At 42.5% G+C, this 15,096-nt stretch carries 12 protein-coding genes and 1 tRNA gene; 1 reads left to right on the top strand and 12 read right to left on the bottom strand.

Annotated features, from left to right (window positions below; genetic code table 11):
• Window positions 1–18 precede the first annotated feature (18 nt).
• From ACU6U9_RS06140 to ACU6U9_RS06160, 5 genes are all read right to left on the bottom strand, one after another.
• Window positions 19–354: a DUF3392 family protein gene (locus ACU6U9_RS06140; protein ID WP_446734172.1), complete on the bottom strand. Its 336-nt coding sequence runs from the start codon at window positions 352–354 to the stop codon at window positions 19–21.
• 231 nt (window positions 355–585) lie between these two features.
• The gene (locus ACU6U9_RS06145; RefSeq protein WP_446734173.1) at window positions 586–2,085 is read right to left on the bottom strand and encodes an ATP-binding protein; all 1,500 of its coding nucleotides are present in this window, start codon (window positions 2,083–2,085) and stop codon (window positions 586–588) included.
• Window positions 2,075–2,773: a response regulator gene (locus ACU6U9_RS06150; protein WP_446734174.1), complete on the bottom strand. Its 699-nt coding sequence runs from the start codon at window positions 2,771–2,773 to the stop codon at window positions 2,075–2,077. Before ACU6U9_RS06150 ends, ACU6U9_RS06145 begins: the two co-directional genes overlap by 11 nt.
• 109 nt (window positions 2,774–2,882) lie before the next feature.
• Entirely contained in the window at window positions 2,883–3,593 is a 711-nt protein-coding gene (locus ACU6U9_RS06155; protein WP_446734175.1) for a spondin domain-containing protein, read from the bottom strand.
• Between the two features lie 13 nt (window positions 3,594–3,606).
• Entirely contained in the window at window positions 3,607–4,305 is a 699-nt protein-coding gene (locus ACU6U9_RS06160) for a spondin domain-containing protein (RefSeq protein WP_446734176.1), read from the bottom strand.
• 454 nt (window positions 4,306–4,759) lie between these two features.
• On the opposite strand from ACU6U9_RS06160, the gene ACU6U9_RS06165 reads away from it, so the two are divergent.
• Window positions 4,760–5,263, top strand: a complete 504-nt coding sequence (locus ACU6U9_RS06165; RefSeq protein WP_446734177.1) for a hypothetical protein — start codon at window positions 4,760–4,762, stop codon at window positions 5,261–5,263.
• A 46-nt stretch (window positions 5,264–5,309) separates the two neighbouring features.
• Here ACU6U9_RS06165 and ACU6U9_RS06170 read toward each other — a convergent pair whose 3' ends face one another.
• From ACU6U9_RS06170 to ACU6U9_RS06200, 7 genes are all read right to left on the bottom strand, one after another.
• On the bottom strand, window positions 5,310–7,802 hold the full coding sequence (locus tag ACU6U9_RS06170; RefSeq protein ID WP_446734178.1) for an Ig-like domain-containing protein: 2,493 nt from the start codon (window positions 7,800–7,802) through the stop codon (window positions 5,310–5,312).
• Window positions 7,803–7,934: 132 nt separating this feature from the next.
• Window positions 7,935–8,010: transfer RNA gene (locus ACU6U9_RS06175), tRNA-Thr, on the bottom strand.
• A gap of 171 nt (window positions 8,011–8,181) precedes the next feature.
• The gene (gene phoU / locus ACU6U9_RS06180) at window positions 8,182–8,904 is read right to left on the bottom strand and encodes a phosphate signaling complex protein PhoU (RefSeq protein ID WP_446734179.1); all 723 of its coding nucleotides are present in this window, start codon (window positions 8,902–8,904) and stop codon (window positions 8,182–8,184) included.
• 179 nt (window positions 8,905–9,083) lie between these two features.
• The gene (pstB, locus tag ACU6U9_RS06185; RefSeq protein ID WP_446735063.1) at window positions 9,084–9,875 is read right to left on the bottom strand and encodes a phosphate ABC transporter ATP-binding protein PstB; all 792 of its coding nucleotides are present in this window, start codon (window positions 9,873–9,875) and stop codon (window positions 9,084–9,086) included.
• A 159-nt stretch (window positions 9,876–10,034) separates the two neighbouring features.
• Window positions 10,035–11,711: a phosphate ABC transporter permease PstA gene (gene pstA / locus ACU6U9_RS06190; RefSeq protein WP_446734180.1), complete on the bottom strand. Its 1,677-nt coding sequence runs from the start codon at window positions 11,709–11,711 to the stop codon at window positions 10,035–10,037.
• Window positions 11,712–11,722: 11 nt separating this feature from the next.
• Window positions 11,723–13,981 (bottom strand): ABC transporter permease subunit, encoded by a 2,259-nt coding sequence (locus tag ACU6U9_RS06195; protein WP_446734181.1) that lies wholly within the window; start codon window positions 13,979–13,981, stop codon window positions 11,723–11,725.
• 146 nt (window positions 13,982–14,127) lie between these two features.
• A complete protein-coding gene (locus tag ACU6U9_RS06200) occupies window positions 14,128–15,093 on the bottom strand; it encodes a PstS family phosphate ABC transporter substrate-binding protein (protein WP_446734182.1) in 966 nt (321 codons plus the stop codon).
• Window positions 15,094–15,096 lie beyond the last annotated feature (3 nt).

Genomic DNA, 15,096 nt, shown 5'->3' on the forward strand with positions numbered 1-15,096 from the left:
ATAAGCTTGAAAGGCACCCTAGCCTTTTTTGTGAAAACGCTCGGCTAATGCACCCAAAATAATAAACGCGGTTAACACCACAGGTGCAAAAAAGACAGCCGGTATTTGATGTATTAATTTATGCACTTGCGCAGACCCCCAAACCGTTAATGCTCCGTAACCCAGTGTGCACAACACAACAAACGCCATGATACGCACCACAAATGGATAAGGCTTTACAAACACTCTCACGGTTTTATTAATGGCATCACCATAAATTACTAATAATGTCGCCACAAATGCCACGGCCAATTGCATGCTATAAGGTTTTAACCATGCGTTTGCTTGCAATAAAAGATCTGTTATCCCATTCATGAGATTCCTCGTAGATATATTGAGCAGCATTGATCGGCACAAACTGCCAGCGATAACGGCTGTGAGTGCCTGTCAGTTTAGATTGGATTGAGTGTTTTTCAATTTGCGTCATGATGCGACACAAGAAATGCGATACGCATGCTAATAATGCACAATATTATGAATGAACAGATCGATTTTTTATTGGATTGGCCGTCAAATGACGACCAAGATATGTATTAGAGTGACGCTTTAACGGGTAATAACCGCATTAGCTTCATCTAAAAAAAAGTAAAAACATGTGCCTTTACCCAGCGTGCTAGTCACATGAAGTTCACTGCCATGAAGTTCTATTATCCGTTTACAAATAGATAACCCCAGCCCGCTGTTTTCGCCTTTTCCTTTTATACTGTTGCTCGCACGAAAGTGATTTAAAAAGATATCATTGATTTCATCGGATGGAATACCAACGCCTGAGTCCTGTATTTCGATGGCCCAGCGCTGTTCACCTACGTCCCGTAATCGAATTTCAATTTTATCGCCACTCATAGAATGGCGCATGCCATTATCAATTATATTACTCAATACGCGATTCAGTTTTTGGTAATCCCCCATTAATAAAATAATGGATTCTTTTGGATGAACATCAAGCTGTATGTTTTTTTCATTCGCTTCGAGTAAGCGCTTGCTTATGACATCTTGGGCTAATTCTGACATGGAGATGGGTTCTTTATGCAATTTAGCATCGCCGCTATCAAGATAAGCCAGTTCAAATAATTGTTCGATAAGTTCGCTAATGTTAGTTGCGTTTTTCATGGCAACCTCAATTAGCGCACGACCATTATCTGTATTACCGTGTTTAAGTAGCCAGGTTTCGAGATAGCCTTGCAAAGACGTCAGTGGGGTTCTTAAGTCATGGCTGGCATAAGAGATAAGTTCGCGCCTTAATTCGTCGGTGTTTTTAACTTTTTGATACTGATTATTAAGCACATCAATTAATTCGTTAAAACTATTACCAAGCCGTTCTATTTCATCATTTGAATCGGCTTTCCATTGACTTAACGGCATTGATGTATTTTCGAATCCACTTTCACGATACGCTTCAATATCCGACGTCAAACGACGTAACGGCCGAGTTAACATAGCAAACAATAATAATGTCACGATTAATGTCATGAACAAAATAAGTAAGACGCTCCAGCCTCCTAATGTCACGATATGGCTATTTTGCAATAAGCTCGCAATGTCATCATAAATTTCACCGCCAATAATAATATACAAATACCCTTTTAGTTCTTGGCCTGCATAAATAGGGGCAACAGAAAATATTTTTTGCTTATCGGGCGAGCGAGGGTCATCCCCCAAAATAGGAAACGGTTTGCGTTCTTTTATAAAATCATTAATGGGTGCAATATCGACGTTCGATCGCTTAATGCGCTCGGGATCAGCTGAATACGTCAATATCTTGCCCGTCGGGCTAATCACATAAAATTCAAAACTGGGGCCTAATATCATCATACTGCTAAATGCATGTTTAACCGCAGGGTAATGAATGTCATTGCCATTGAACAATTGATTATCGTGAATAATATGTTCGGCTAATTTTAAATGCAGCTTTTGCTCAATTTCGCTTTGATAGTCTTGCGTTAACGTTTGAGCCAGTATGGTTAACACCACCGCAATGACCATAAAACACGCCAATAGCAGTAACGATAGCTTGCTGTAAAACGATGAAAATAATTTATGTATCACTGAATTTATACCCTACACCCCAAATGGTTAAAATATATTTAGGGTTCGATGGATCATGCTCTAATTTATTGCGCAAACGATTAATATGGGAGTTAACAGTGTGTGAGTAGCCGCTGTGTTGATAACCCCATACGCCATCGAGCAATTGATTACGGCTAAACACTAAACCAGGTTGGCGTGCCAGATATAAAAGCAAATCAAACTCTATACTGGTTAATTCGATTAGCTGATCGCTTAAAAAGACCTTTCGTTTTGAGATAACGATTTTTAACCCATCAAATTTCAACGTCTCTTCGTGTTCGGCTGGCTTAGCTTGCATCATATCGGAACGACGCAACATGGCTTTAATACGCGCTTGCAGTTCGCGAATACTAAACGGTTTAGAGAGGTAATCATCTGCGCCCATTTCTAAGCCGACCACTCGATCGGCTTCGCTGTCGCGCGCAGTTAACATTAATATGGGCGTATTAATTTTTTGCGCTCTCAGTTCTCGGCAAATTTCTAAGCCGTCTATTTCTGGCAACATAATATCCAATACAATGGCATCGTATTGCCCTTGCATTGCCATGGCTAAACCTCGCCCGCCATGATCACAGGGATCAACTGAGTGCTGTAAATCTTTGAGGTTCATTGTGAGGAGGTTATTGATGTCATGATCATCTTCAATGACGAGAATGCGCTTTTCCATGAATGCTGTACCGGTTAAATAAAACTAACAACATCACACAGAATCCCTGTATGACCATCGAAAATCTGACGGCCATACAACGTACAAGTTCCCGCTAAATTTACATGGCTTAATTTACACGCGTTACAGTGAGTATCGCAGCTGGGTTATCAAACTTATGACGACTGTCTAACACAGACGCACTATGGCCATCATCACTGCCCACTACGCCTGGGTGTCTAGAAACCACATTCGTATCGGTGCGCTCAGCATTAAAGCCTTCGCCCATTTGGCCGGGAATGGTATTCACTAATTCGCTGTTCACTTCTGTGCCAGCATCGTAAACACCCAATGATACTGTGGCGGATTCGCCCATCGATAAATCAGCAATAGACAAACCAGTGACACCTGTAAACGCGTCATTGGTATTCACTAGCATGGTGCTCACCGACAAATACGTGGCTGTTGTTGGGTTATCGAGCGTCACCAATAGCGTTTCATAAGCGCCCGGCATAATCGCCCCTGCACCCGATGCCATGGCTTGCTTGCTGACATCATCAAGTGCTAGCACATCTGCATTCGCGCCCCCTTCTGCTAACGTTTCTAACGCAACAGACGCGGGCGACCCAACTGACCAAAGGCGATACGATTGTGAATGCATCAGCACGGCAACCGGTGATAAGGGTTGATTGCTGGTGACATTGGTAAGCGTGATTTCATAATTTGCAGGTGTTGGTGCATCGGTATCACCACCGCTATTGCTGCTACCGCTGCCACATGCACTGAGCACACTGGCCATGGTGACGAATGCCAGAGCATGATTCCATTTTATGTTATTCATAATGAGGCTCCGATTACTTAACAGTAACAACAAGTTTGGCAACAGGGTTTAACCAACGGTGAATGCGGCTATCGACATCACTGATGCCACCATTGCTGTCTGTGTCACCCACATTACCGCGGTGAATATGAACCATGGCATTGGTTTCGCTGCTCGTCACGCCAGTCGCACCTGTGCCTGCATCGCCACCGGGTGCCGCTGGAATGCCCGCATTGCCAGAAGGCCCACCTGACATGCCCACAATGATTTCATCATTGGCTTCTGTGCCGGCATCGTAAGCATTCAAGTAAACCGTGTAGGTGCCCGCTGTTTGAGGAATTTCCCAAGCATTTAAACCCACAAAACCATCATTGGTTGGTAGCAACATGGCGGTAAGGGATAAGTGCGTGTTTGAGCCCGTATCGAAATTCATCACGTCCGCCGAAACAGATGGGGCTAATAAGCCAGCCGCTGGGTTTTCTGATGTCATCGAGCCCGCAGCCGCGCCTGATACTAAATCGGCGATTGAGCCCCCTTCGGCCATGGCCTGAACAGCCGACGATGCAGTCGCGCCCGCTTCAAACACATGAGTGCCTGCACTGTGGGCGTTAATAAAAATCGGCGTGAAATGCATGCCGTGGGTCAAGTTAGTGATTTCTAAATCCACAACTTGCGCAAACGCAGCCGAAGAAAAAGCCAGTGGCATCGCCAGAACAAGAGATTTTAATTTCATGTGAGATCCTTAAACAGTGAGTAATGAATAACTACAGGATCAACATTAAATGAAAGAGTTAACACAGCCTTCACAGAGTTCTAACAGAAGTATCACAAGACATCATATTTTCATCTCGACAGACATCTTAAGGAATGAATCACTCGAACAGCATGACAAAGAAGCACCACAACTCGACTTTTGCTTGAAACCAAAAGGCGATCTTTACACTGAGCCGTGTAGGGATTTGTAATTCATTTTTTTGGCGCATTTTTCAGACGCAATAAAAATAAAACTTAAATCATTGAATTGCTTAGTAAAAATATTTTTATTGAGCCAGATACACTCTGTAATGGATGCTTTAGGGCTATATGTAAAGTGGTTTGCTATAGCCCAATAATATAGCGCCCCCCTAGTGAGATTTGGGGTTTGTGTCACACTTAATCTCACCCCAGAATTTGAAACGGACTGTCTCATGAATCAAAACTATCGCTTAGGAGATTTACTGACCAGCCGAGGCATCATTACTCAAAGTCAGTTAGAAGAAGCCCTGATTTATCAGCAACAGCATCAGCTTACGCTGGGCAAATCATTAGTAGCGCTAGGCCACACCAATAAATCGAAAGTACGTCGTACTCTTATTAAGCAACACTGGCTGCGTAAAGTGGCAGCGGTTACGGCTTTGGTCATGGCACCGCTTTCGTTTTGTAATGCGAACAGCGAACTTGAACAACTGCCGGAGTATTCATACACCCAGGTGGCGCAAAGCCCATGTTCTTTTCAAGCCATCGAAGGCAGCTACAGCATCAACATGAATGAACAAGAACTAGACACAGTACAGGCTGCAACAGCCGCACTTTGGTATGTATCACAAGGTGGTATTGATAACGGCGCGCTAGCTGATGTGCCCGTGCAATTGCATTTGAGCAGTGAAGGGTTCGAAAGCGGCGTTTCATTGAGTTTAAGTGTGCGGTTTTAAAATAAATAAGCCTTACAAAAAAGAAGGCTTAGGATAATAAGATTATTTACTTATCAAATAAATTGATTCTAACTTTAACGCCTTTTTCCCAATGCTCTAAATCTTCTGATCGCCAGATAATAGGCCTAGGGTTTACTCTAAAAGAAAGTCCAGGTGATTTATTTCTAAGAAATAATATACCACCACCAAACACCCATAATTTATTATCTGCAACAACATATTGCTGACCATAAGATCTACCGTTTATGTTAGCAATTGAATTGTTATCAATGCGATTCCAATCAAATCCATCAGAAGACGTTAACATAAAAGGGGCATCCCAATTATCTGCACCTATAGCTATCAGCTGACCATTCAACGTTTTTACTATTAAATCATCAGGGGATTTGGGTATAAATGGTAACTCAAAGTTTACTTCTTCCCAAGTTTTCCCATCGCGACTATTCCAAAAATTACTTATCTTATACCCCAATAGCCCAGAGGGAGTAAATTTACCTTCTTGTAACCATAGCTGGTCCTTAAATACATTTACACCTAACCAACCATAACTGTTGTCTTTCAGATTAAATTCAACTTCTTTATGCCAATCATTAAAATTTGTAGTAGACCAAACAGAGACAGTTTTCAACTTGAGTTCTTCAGAATATTCAGAATTAAATAGCCAAAGTTTTTCTTTAAAAGCAACCAATTCAGAACTTGAGCGTTTATTAGAAATGTTAATTGGCAGTTTTTTTTCAGATTTCCCCCAAGTAATTCCATTGTTAGAGAACCATATATCATTTTTTTCTTCTCTATTACGATTACTTGAATTGTATCCATAACCACCTAGTAGCCACAATTTATCTTGATATTCAACTGTTTTAAAATATTCTCTTAGGCCAAATTCAGCTTGCTCCGATTCTAATGTCCAATTGAAACCATCATTCGAAGAGTAAATATGCTTAGCCCTTTGAATATCTTTATAATCTGCATAGTGCCCTGCATAGCCTCCAAGCAATAAAAACCTGTCTTTATAAAAAACAACTTTAGATCTTGAATTAAAAGGTACCGGTGTATTTTCTAACTCTAACCACTGTAGTCCATCTGAAGAAATTTCAACCTGATTAACTACACGTCTACCATCACGGCCATATTCACCACTGATATTCCATATTTGATTTTGATGTACCACCTTTTCTCCTTCAAAAGAGGAGCGATTCTCATCATCAAAAGAGGAGTTAAATTCTTTCCAACTAAACCCATCTTCTGACAGCCACATCTCTGATCCAAAGTTATAGCAATATAATTTATTATTTAATTTATAAATGTTTCCACTAGGAAAATTTTGAAATCCTTTTTCGTTGACTCGTGAAACTTCTATTTCTACTTTTTTCCAAGTAATGCCATCTTCAGAAACCCAAATAATTCCTTTTATGCCTAAAGCAAGCAAACGACCATTAAATTCAACTATGTTAGAGTTTAATTCATCCAAAGGTATGTTGTGCTCAAGTTTCGTCCAGTTTTTACCCGTATTACTTGACCAAATATGTATCGAATTTTCTTGGCTGTCTTTAGTAACTACCCATAGTTTTTGATCAAACTCAAATATGTGCTGTAATGCGTCTTCAAATGGAAAATTTGTTTCAACTTGATTCCAAATTTTTCCATCCAATGATGCCCAAGCTTTTAATGACGCTTCGCTTGAATTTCTATCAATATTAACAAGACCACCGAATAGCCAAATTTTATCTTGGAATACAATACTATTAGCATCATAAAGCTTACCAAATGGAGCATTGTCTAACTCCTTCTTCCAGTTGACACCATCAACGGTAGACCAGGCTTCAGCACCTGCATCCCAAAGATAATCAGATGTGCCATCTACACCACCTATTATCCAAACTTTGTTATCAAATGAGACAATACTTCCATTAGATTTCCCTGTTAACTCTTCTAAAGGGAAGTTAAGATTTAAACCACTTGATTTGTTTTCATTAGTAAAATGGTAAGACGTTTTGTCATTTAACGTTGTTAGTTCATCATTTACCGAACCAACAGATAAATAATTGAGCAACCCAGAGTTACAGTTTGAATTATTTAAAAAATCGCACTCGAAATTTTTTGTTCGATATAACTGAAGACCCTCTACTTCTTCTGGTAAATTCAATACTGTATTTTCTTCACCCATCCAAGCGACCATGGTAAATCCTACTTGAATTTGGTAGGTACTACTTACTTGTGGAAAGTTTTCATCTGCAAATTGCTCTGCCATAATTTGAGCATTACCTACAGAGTGTGCCGTAACTAATCCTTCTTTACTAACGGACGCAACATCAGTATTACTACTTGAGTAGATTATATCCCCGTTACCTAGGGCCGAAGCAGCGTTTTGATAGGTTTGTCCGACATCTAAAGACATTCTATTAGTCTGCTCAAACGATATACGGTTCTCTTGGAGTATTTTATCGTTTGCAGGGTTGTTACTTCCCGAACCACATGAACACAGAAAACTTATACAGATGTATATACAAATAAAACGGATAGAAACTGGACTGGTCATAAAATTTCCTTATTTACAAAGAGTCGCTTTACGTATCATGGCCCTTTTGGTGAAAATTTGACCATTTACATATTTAAGAATTTTTAAGCAAAAAAAAAGCCCGCTTATTACTAAGCGGGCTTTAAAAATTCGTGGTGCCGACACCAAGAGTCGAACTCGGGACCTACTGATTACAAGTCAGTTGCTCTACCAACTGAGCTATGTCGGCACGAATTGGAGCGCATTTTATGGAGAAGTTGCTTCGGGGTCAAGCCTTTTCTCTCACTGTTTTTAAGATTTTTTCAAATACTTTCAAAGGCTTAGGTTTCAAGCGGCTTTCAGCGAGTTATCCACATGCCCGCTGAAGCTTATTCCTTAAATGGCGTGGTCAGTCACGCTATCAGTTGCGATCAACCACGCGTTCCATTTCATCAATGCTGATGTGGCGTACGTCTTTGCCTTTAACAAGGTAGATCACGTTCTCAGCGATGTTACGGGCATGGTCGCCAATGCGTTCAAGGGCACGTAGCGACCAGATCACATTCATCACACGCTTAATTGAGCGCGGATCTTCCATCATGAAGGTGACCATTTCGCGCATGGCGCTTTCATATTCGCGGTCTACGTCTTTGTCTTCTTGTGCCACGGCAAAGGCGGTATCCACATCAAGGCGCGCAAACGCGGTGAGTGCACTTTGTGTCATTCGACGTACGCGGTCGCCAATGTGACGAATCTCAACGTAACCACGGGGGGATTCACCTTCTTCACATAGCTTCATGGCTAGGCGAGCGATTTTGGCGCTCTCGTCGCCAATGCGTTCTAGATCGTTTACCGCTTTGCTGGCTGCAATCACTAAACGCAGGTCACTGGCTGCTGGCTGACGACGGGCGATAATGCGTGTGCATTCTTCGTCGATGTCGATTTCCATTTGGTTAATGCGTTTGTCGGTGGCGCGCACATTCACCGCAAGGTCGCTGTCGGCTTCAATCAACGATTTAATCGCATCGCCAACTTGCTGTTCGACCAAGCCACCCATTTCTAATACGTGGCTTTTTACACGTTCTAGCTCATCATTAAATTGCTGACTGATGTGGTCAGTATGGGCATCGTTTGTTAAGTCCATGGTTTTCCCCTTAGCTATGTCTAGCTGAATATCATTTGCCAAGCACTGTTTCGTTTATGATGACGAACAACAGGGTTTATGGCGTCGCTCTGATCTAGCCAAAAATCTCGTGTATTCAGTTATCAATCACGAGGCATTTAACAAAGCCAGAGCCAATCAATTTGCGTGTGGTTTACTGCCTAGCCGTAACGACCCGTAATGTAGTCTTCGGTCTGTTTCTTCTGTGGGTTGGTAAACACTTGATCGGTATCACCAAACTCAATCATGTCACCCATATACATGAAAGAAGTATAGTCGCTGACGCGAGCGGCCTGTTGCATATTGTGCGTTACGATAGCAATGGTGAAATCGTTTTTCAGTTCGTGAATCAGCTCTTCGATTTTTAATGTTGAAATAGGGTCTAGTGCAGAAGCTGGCTCATCTAGTAAAAGCACTTCAGGTTTCACCGCGATGGTACGAGCAATCACAAGACGTTGCTGCTGACCACCTGACATGCCCAAGGCACTTTCGTGTAGGCGATCTTTTACTTCGTTCCAAAGGGCTGCGCTTTTTAATGCCCATTCAACGGCTTCATCAATTTGACGCTTTTTATTAATCCCTTGGATACGCAAACCATAGGCCACATTTTCATAAATGCTTTTTGGAAATGGGTTTGGCTTTTGGAATACCATGCCAACACGACGACGCAGCTCGGCAACATCGACCCCTTTTTCATAAATATTTTGCTCATCCAGTAAGATTTCACCCGTAATACTGCACCCATCTACTAGGTCATTCATACGATTAAAACAACGCAATAACGTTGATTTACCACAACCCGATGGTCCAATAAACGCGGTTACGCGTTTTTTCGGAATGATCATATCAATGCCGTGTAGTGCTTCTTTATCACCATAGCTTAGACGCAAATCATTTACTTTTAGCGCTGGAATTTCTTTGCTGATATCCAGATGCTTTGATTCGCGACCCATGGAAGATATATCAAGACTGTGGCCTTTTTTCTCTGTTGTTTGTGTCATTATTTCATTCACTATATTTTTAAATTCGGTTTCACATGTTTCAGTTTAGTCGTGACTGATCTGAAACATGTCGCTGCTGCACATCCCTACGCTCGCGTTGCATCCATGACGTTACATCTCTAATGATTTGTATTTTTCACGTAGATGGTTACGGATATAAATCGCAGATAAATTCAATAAGGCGATCACAATCACTAATAATAATGCCGTGGCGTATACCAATGGGCGAGCCGCTTCAACGTTCGGGCTTTGGAAACCCACATCATAAATATGGAAGCCAAGGTGCATGAATTTTTGATCAAGGTGTAAAAATGGATAGTTGCCATTTAGTGGCAAGGTTGGCGCCAACTTCACTACACCAACCAACATAAGGGGAGCTACTTCACCTGCGGCACGGGCAACAGCTAGGATCACACCTGTCATCATGGCGGGGCTTGCCATCGGTAAAATAACGCGGGTTAGGGTTTCCCATTTGGTTGCACCCAGCGCTAAAGAACCTTCACGAATCATACGCGGAATACGGGCTAAACCTTCTTCCGTGGCAACAATCACAACTGGCAACGTTAACAGCGCTAAGGTAATGGATGCCCATAACAAACCAGAGGTACCAAATGTTGGTGACGGCAATGCTTCTGGGTAGAAGAGTTCGTCAATGGTGCCACCAAGAAAGTACACAAAGAAACCTAGACCAAATACACCATAAACAATCGATGGCACACCGGCTAGGTTATTCACAGCGATGCGAATAATCTTGGTAATGGTGCCTTGCTTGGCGTATTCACGAAGATACACTGCTGCCACGACGCCCAAAGGCGTCACCATGATGGCCATTAAAATAACCATAAGTACGGTGCCAAAAATCGCAGGGAAGACCCCACCTTCAGTGTTGGCTTCGCGAGGGTCGTCACCTAAAAACTCACCCACTTTAGAAAAGTAATGACCGACTTTTTCAAAGAAGCTCATATTGTTTGGTTCAAATGCACGAACGACTTCGGACATTTCGATATGCACACTTTGTCCACCCATTTCGATGGCGGTGAAGTGGTCACGGGCCAACGCGGCATAAAGCGCATTAAGCTGTGCTTGATAACCTTGATACTCAGCATCGAGGGCTTGACGCGCCTGCTCTAGCTCGGCTTTTTGTTCTTCGCCGTAGTTATTTTTTAACTCATAAGAACGCTGCTTTAAACGTAGGCGTTCAATCTCATAGTTAATCGCGCCAATGTCATGCTTTTGAATATCAATGATTTCATCATGAATGGACAATGCACGCTCAATTAAGGTTTGAAAATGCTGCCATGCCTTATCATGATCTTGCTGACCATCTGCAACCAGTGTTTCACCTTCATAGACTTTATCTAAGAAACCGTAAAAATTACCCCACTCACGACGTTCAATCGCCATGGCTTTTTCAGGGTAATCAATATTACTTAGGTGATGCTCAAGTACCCAGCGGAAGTCGCCACCATAAACATCGCGGTTACCCACTTTAATTAAAATTCGCTTGGCTTCTGTGGCGCCATCTTCGGTATTCAAGCCAATGGCTTTTAGTTGTGACTGAGGCACCATCTCGCTATCGCTAATTTGACCCATCACAATAGCAGGCGTGTTACCCGGTAATATATAAGTGGCCTCCATGATTTTACCCGGCCAAAAATGCACAAGGCCTTTTGCCGCAATAAACCCAATTAAACCCAACACCATAATGATACTAATGGAGACAGCACCGGCATTTAACCAAATAAATGGTGAGCCGGATTTAATCCATTCTTTAACTGAAACTCTCATGAATCGATCTCCTACAACTGACCGTATTTAGTGCGTAAACGCTGACGTATGGTTTCAGCTGCGGTATTGAATACAAAGGTAAACAAGAACAAGACAAAACCGGTTAGGAAAAGAATGCGATAGTGGGTACTGGCCACTTCAGACTCTGGGATTTCTACCGCGATATTGGCGGCCAAGGTACGCATGCCTTCAAAAATATTCATATCGGTAATCGGTGTATTACCCGTTGCCATTAATACGATCATGGTTTCACCTACCGCACGGCCTAGACCAATCATTAGGGCAGAGAAAATACCAGGGCTCGCGGTTGGCAAAACAACTTTGATCATGGTCTGCCAAGGGGTTGCACCTAAGGCAAGTGAACCATAGGTTAAGGATTTTGGCACACTGAAAATCGCATCTTCAGCGATGGAAAAAATCGTTGGTATCACGGCAAAGCCCATGGCAAGGCCAACGATTAAGGCATTACGCTGACTAAAGGTCACGCCAAGGTCGTTGTTCAACCAAGTTGTCATTGAGCCGCCAAAGAATAGGCTTTCAAGGGCTGGGCTAAATTGAATAGCCACATAAACCGCTAAAATAATAACCGGAATCAGTAAGATTGAATCCCAGCCATCTGGCACCGCATGACGAATCTTGGCGGGCAAATTCACCCAAGTAAAACCAAACGCTAACATGGCGATGGGCACCACGATCATCATAATAAAAATGCCGAGCAAATTATTTTCAATGAAAGGCGCTAATACCAAGCCTGCAAGAAAACCCAAAATAACCGTAGGTAAGGCTTCCATTAATTCGATGATCGGTTTGACCTTACGGCGTAAAGCTGGAGCCATGAAGTAAGCGGTATAAATTGCACCCGCGATAGCAAGTGGTGCAGCCAGCATCATGGCGTAAAAAGCACCTTTTAACGTACCAAACACCAAAGGCACCAAGGAGTACTTAGGCTCAAAGTCAGATGATGAAGACGAGCTCTGCCAAGTGTATGTGTCACCTTCATAACCTTCATACCAAACCTCATCCCACATAGATGACCATGAGATTTCTGGGTGCTCATTATCGACTTTAAAATGGGTAATCTTGCCGTCTTCAGTTTCGATTAATAAGTCTTTCGCACGCGGGCTAATCGTCAGATTGACGATTTCGCTATCGACTAATTTTTCATTAAATAGGGTGCGATGGGCAGTACTGTGAAAAATTGCTACGTGACCTTCAACACTGGCAACAAAGAAGCCTTTACGACGTTGCTCAGTTGAAATGGTTTTCACTTCACCGTGTTGCATCTCAAAGTTACGTACTTGTTGTAAACGCCACTTGCCTTCTTTACGTGCCATGAACCATTGGCTCACTTGGCCAGTGCTGGTACCAATTAACAGTGAGTTCTCACCTAATAGCATATCCAGACTGGTAATCACCCCCACATCATCCAGCGTCACGGTTTGCTCTAATGCGCCACGCTCTAAATTAATAACATGCAATAGTCGTTTATCGGCCAACACAAACATCCAGTTCATGCCTTGATCGATTTCAACTTGATTAATGTCGCCTGATATTTTCGGCAAGGTGATGCGCTCAGATTCAAGCACCACTTCATCACTTAAGAAATCTACTTCTTTATTAAAACGTGTTACGTGCAGCAACCCTGTTTCGTCGATGGCGGCTAAAACAAACGCATCTTCGCCATCACGTAATGAAATATTTTTAACTTTGGTTGGCTGATCAAATATCTGTAATGGCGTTTCGCCATATGGAAAATCAACTTTCGGCGTAATCAAACGCACGTCGTTTGGGTAGGTAATTCGGTAGTTGTGCTTGGCAATGAACACATCGCCATCTTTGTTAACAAACGCCATTTCGCGAGAAGCTTGGGTATTGATATCGTATGCACTGATATCACCTTGCAACGGTAAGCGATACTGCTTAATGACATCACCATTCTCTACTGCAAAAAAGGTGAAATCACCATTGCCTTGAATTCGCAACGCCACTTCGGCTTGCTCTTCCATGGCTAATAATAATGTGGGGGATGCAGATGTTGCCTGTTGACTAGGGATGTCGTATTGAGCCTTTTGCTCAACATCGGCTGGCACAAACATAGGTGCCACTTCGTAAAGTAAATAAAAGAAAATTAATAGCACAGCACCAATAATGCTTAGGCCACCAACGGCAATACCACCTTTTGCAAGCTGGTCTTTAATCGCACGGCCCTTACGATGACGTCTCAAGGCGGGCGTATCAAAATTAATTTCGGGTGTTGAAGGCGTACTCATAATTCGCTTTATCACTTTGTTAGCTAAAACGGCGGGCCATTGTAGCGGCATTGCCGAGTGTTATATACATAACGGGTTCATCAAATACGCTAACGGGGGATAAATCCCCCGAGCGTTTTTTACTGCATGATCATCAACTAGCTATATTACAAACCTAAGCTCTTAAGCGTTTTCTTAACCACTTTTGCTGGTAATGGAATGTAACCATCTTTTGCAACAATGCCTTGACCTTGTTGAGACAAAATCATTTTTAAGAATTCACGCTCAATTGGCGCAAGCTCTTTATTTGGCTTTTTGTTTACATAAACGTACAAGAAACGAGACAGTGGGTAACTACCGTTTACTGCGTTTGCAGGCGTTGCAGAAATATAATCGCCACCTTTTTTAGATAACGGCACAGCACGAACACTCGAGGTTTGGTATCCCATACCTGAGTAGCCAATGCCATTTACTGATGAAGATACGGCTTGTACAACAGACGCTGAACCAGGCTGTTCTTTCACTGTGTTTTTGAAGTCACCTTTACAAAGAGCAATTTTCTTAAAGTAACCGTAAGTACCCGATACAGAGTTACGACCGTAAAGCTCAACTTTTTTACCGCTCCAAGCGCCAGATAGGCCGACATCGCCCCAAGTATCCATTGATTTAGCGACGCCACATTTGCGTGTACGAGAGAAGATGGCATCCACTTCTTTCATCTCAAGGCCTTTGATTGGGTTATCTTTGTTTACGAATACCGCTAGAGCATCAATGGCAACTGGAACCGCTGTTGGCTTGTAACCAAATTTGTTTTCGAAAGACTCAATTTCTTTATCTTTCATTTTACGGCTCATCGGGCCTAGGTTTGAAGTACCTTCAGTAAGCGCTGGAGGCGCAGTAGAAGAACCGGCCGCTTGAATTTGAATATTCACATTTGGATATTCACGTTTAAATCCTTCAGCCCATAACGTCATCATGTTAGCTAGCGTGTCAGAACCCACACTGGATACGTTACCAGATACACCGCTAGATTTGGTGTAAGCTGGGATGTCGGCATCGACAGCCGCCATAGCTGGTAAGCTAATGGCGCTTGCCGCTAAGGTCATTGATGCAAGTAGTTTTGTTAGTTTCATTTG

The sequence above is a fragment of the Pseudomonas sp. HK3 genome, assembly GCF_052920985.1.

Bases quoted from the DNA above. Each gene is read 5' to 3' on its own strand.
- ACU6U9_RS06140 (WP_446734172.1), bottom strand. From the start codon at position 354: ATGAATGGGATAACAGATCTTTTATTGCAAGCAAACGCATGGTTAAAA.
- ACU6U9_RS06150 (WP_446734174.1), bottom strand. From the start codon at position 2,773: ATGGAAAAGCGCATTCTCGTCATTGAAGATGATCATGACATCAATAAC.
- ACU6U9_RS06155 (WP_446734175.1), bottom strand. From the start codon at position 3,593: ATGAATAACATAAAATGGAATCATGCTCTGGCATTCGTCACCATGGCC.
- ACU6U9_RS06160 (WP_446734176.1), bottom strand. From the start codon at position 4,305: ATGAAATTAAAATCTCTTGTTCTGGCGATGCCACTGGCTTTTTCTTCG.
- ACU6U9_RS06165 (WP_446734177.1), top strand. From the start codon at position 4,760: ATGAATCAAAACTATCGCTTAGGAGATTTACTGACCAGCCGAGGCATC.
- ACU6U9_RS06170 (WP_446734178.1), bottom strand. From the start codon at position 7,802: ATGACCAGTCCAGTTTCTATCCGTTTTATTTGTATATACATCTGTATA.
- phoU (WP_446734179.1), bottom strand. From the start codon at position 8,904: ATGGACTTAACAAACGATGCCCATACTGACCACATCAGTCAGCAATTT.
- pstB (WP_446735063.1), bottom strand. From the start codon at position 9,875: ATGGGTCGCGAATCAAAGCATCTGGATATCAGCAAAGAAATTCCAGCG.
- pstA (WP_446734180.1), bottom strand. From the start codon at position 11,711: ATGAGAGTTTCAGTTAAAGAATGGATTAAATCCGGCTCACCATTTATT.
- ACU6U9_RS06195 (WP_446734181.1), bottom strand. From the start codon at position 13,981: ATGAGTACGCCTTCAACACCCGAAATTAATTTTGATACGCCCGCCTTG.
- ACU6U9_RS06200 (WP_446734182.1), bottom strand. From the start codon at position 15,093: ATGAAACTAACAAAACTACTTGCATCAATGACCTTAGCGGCAAGCGCC.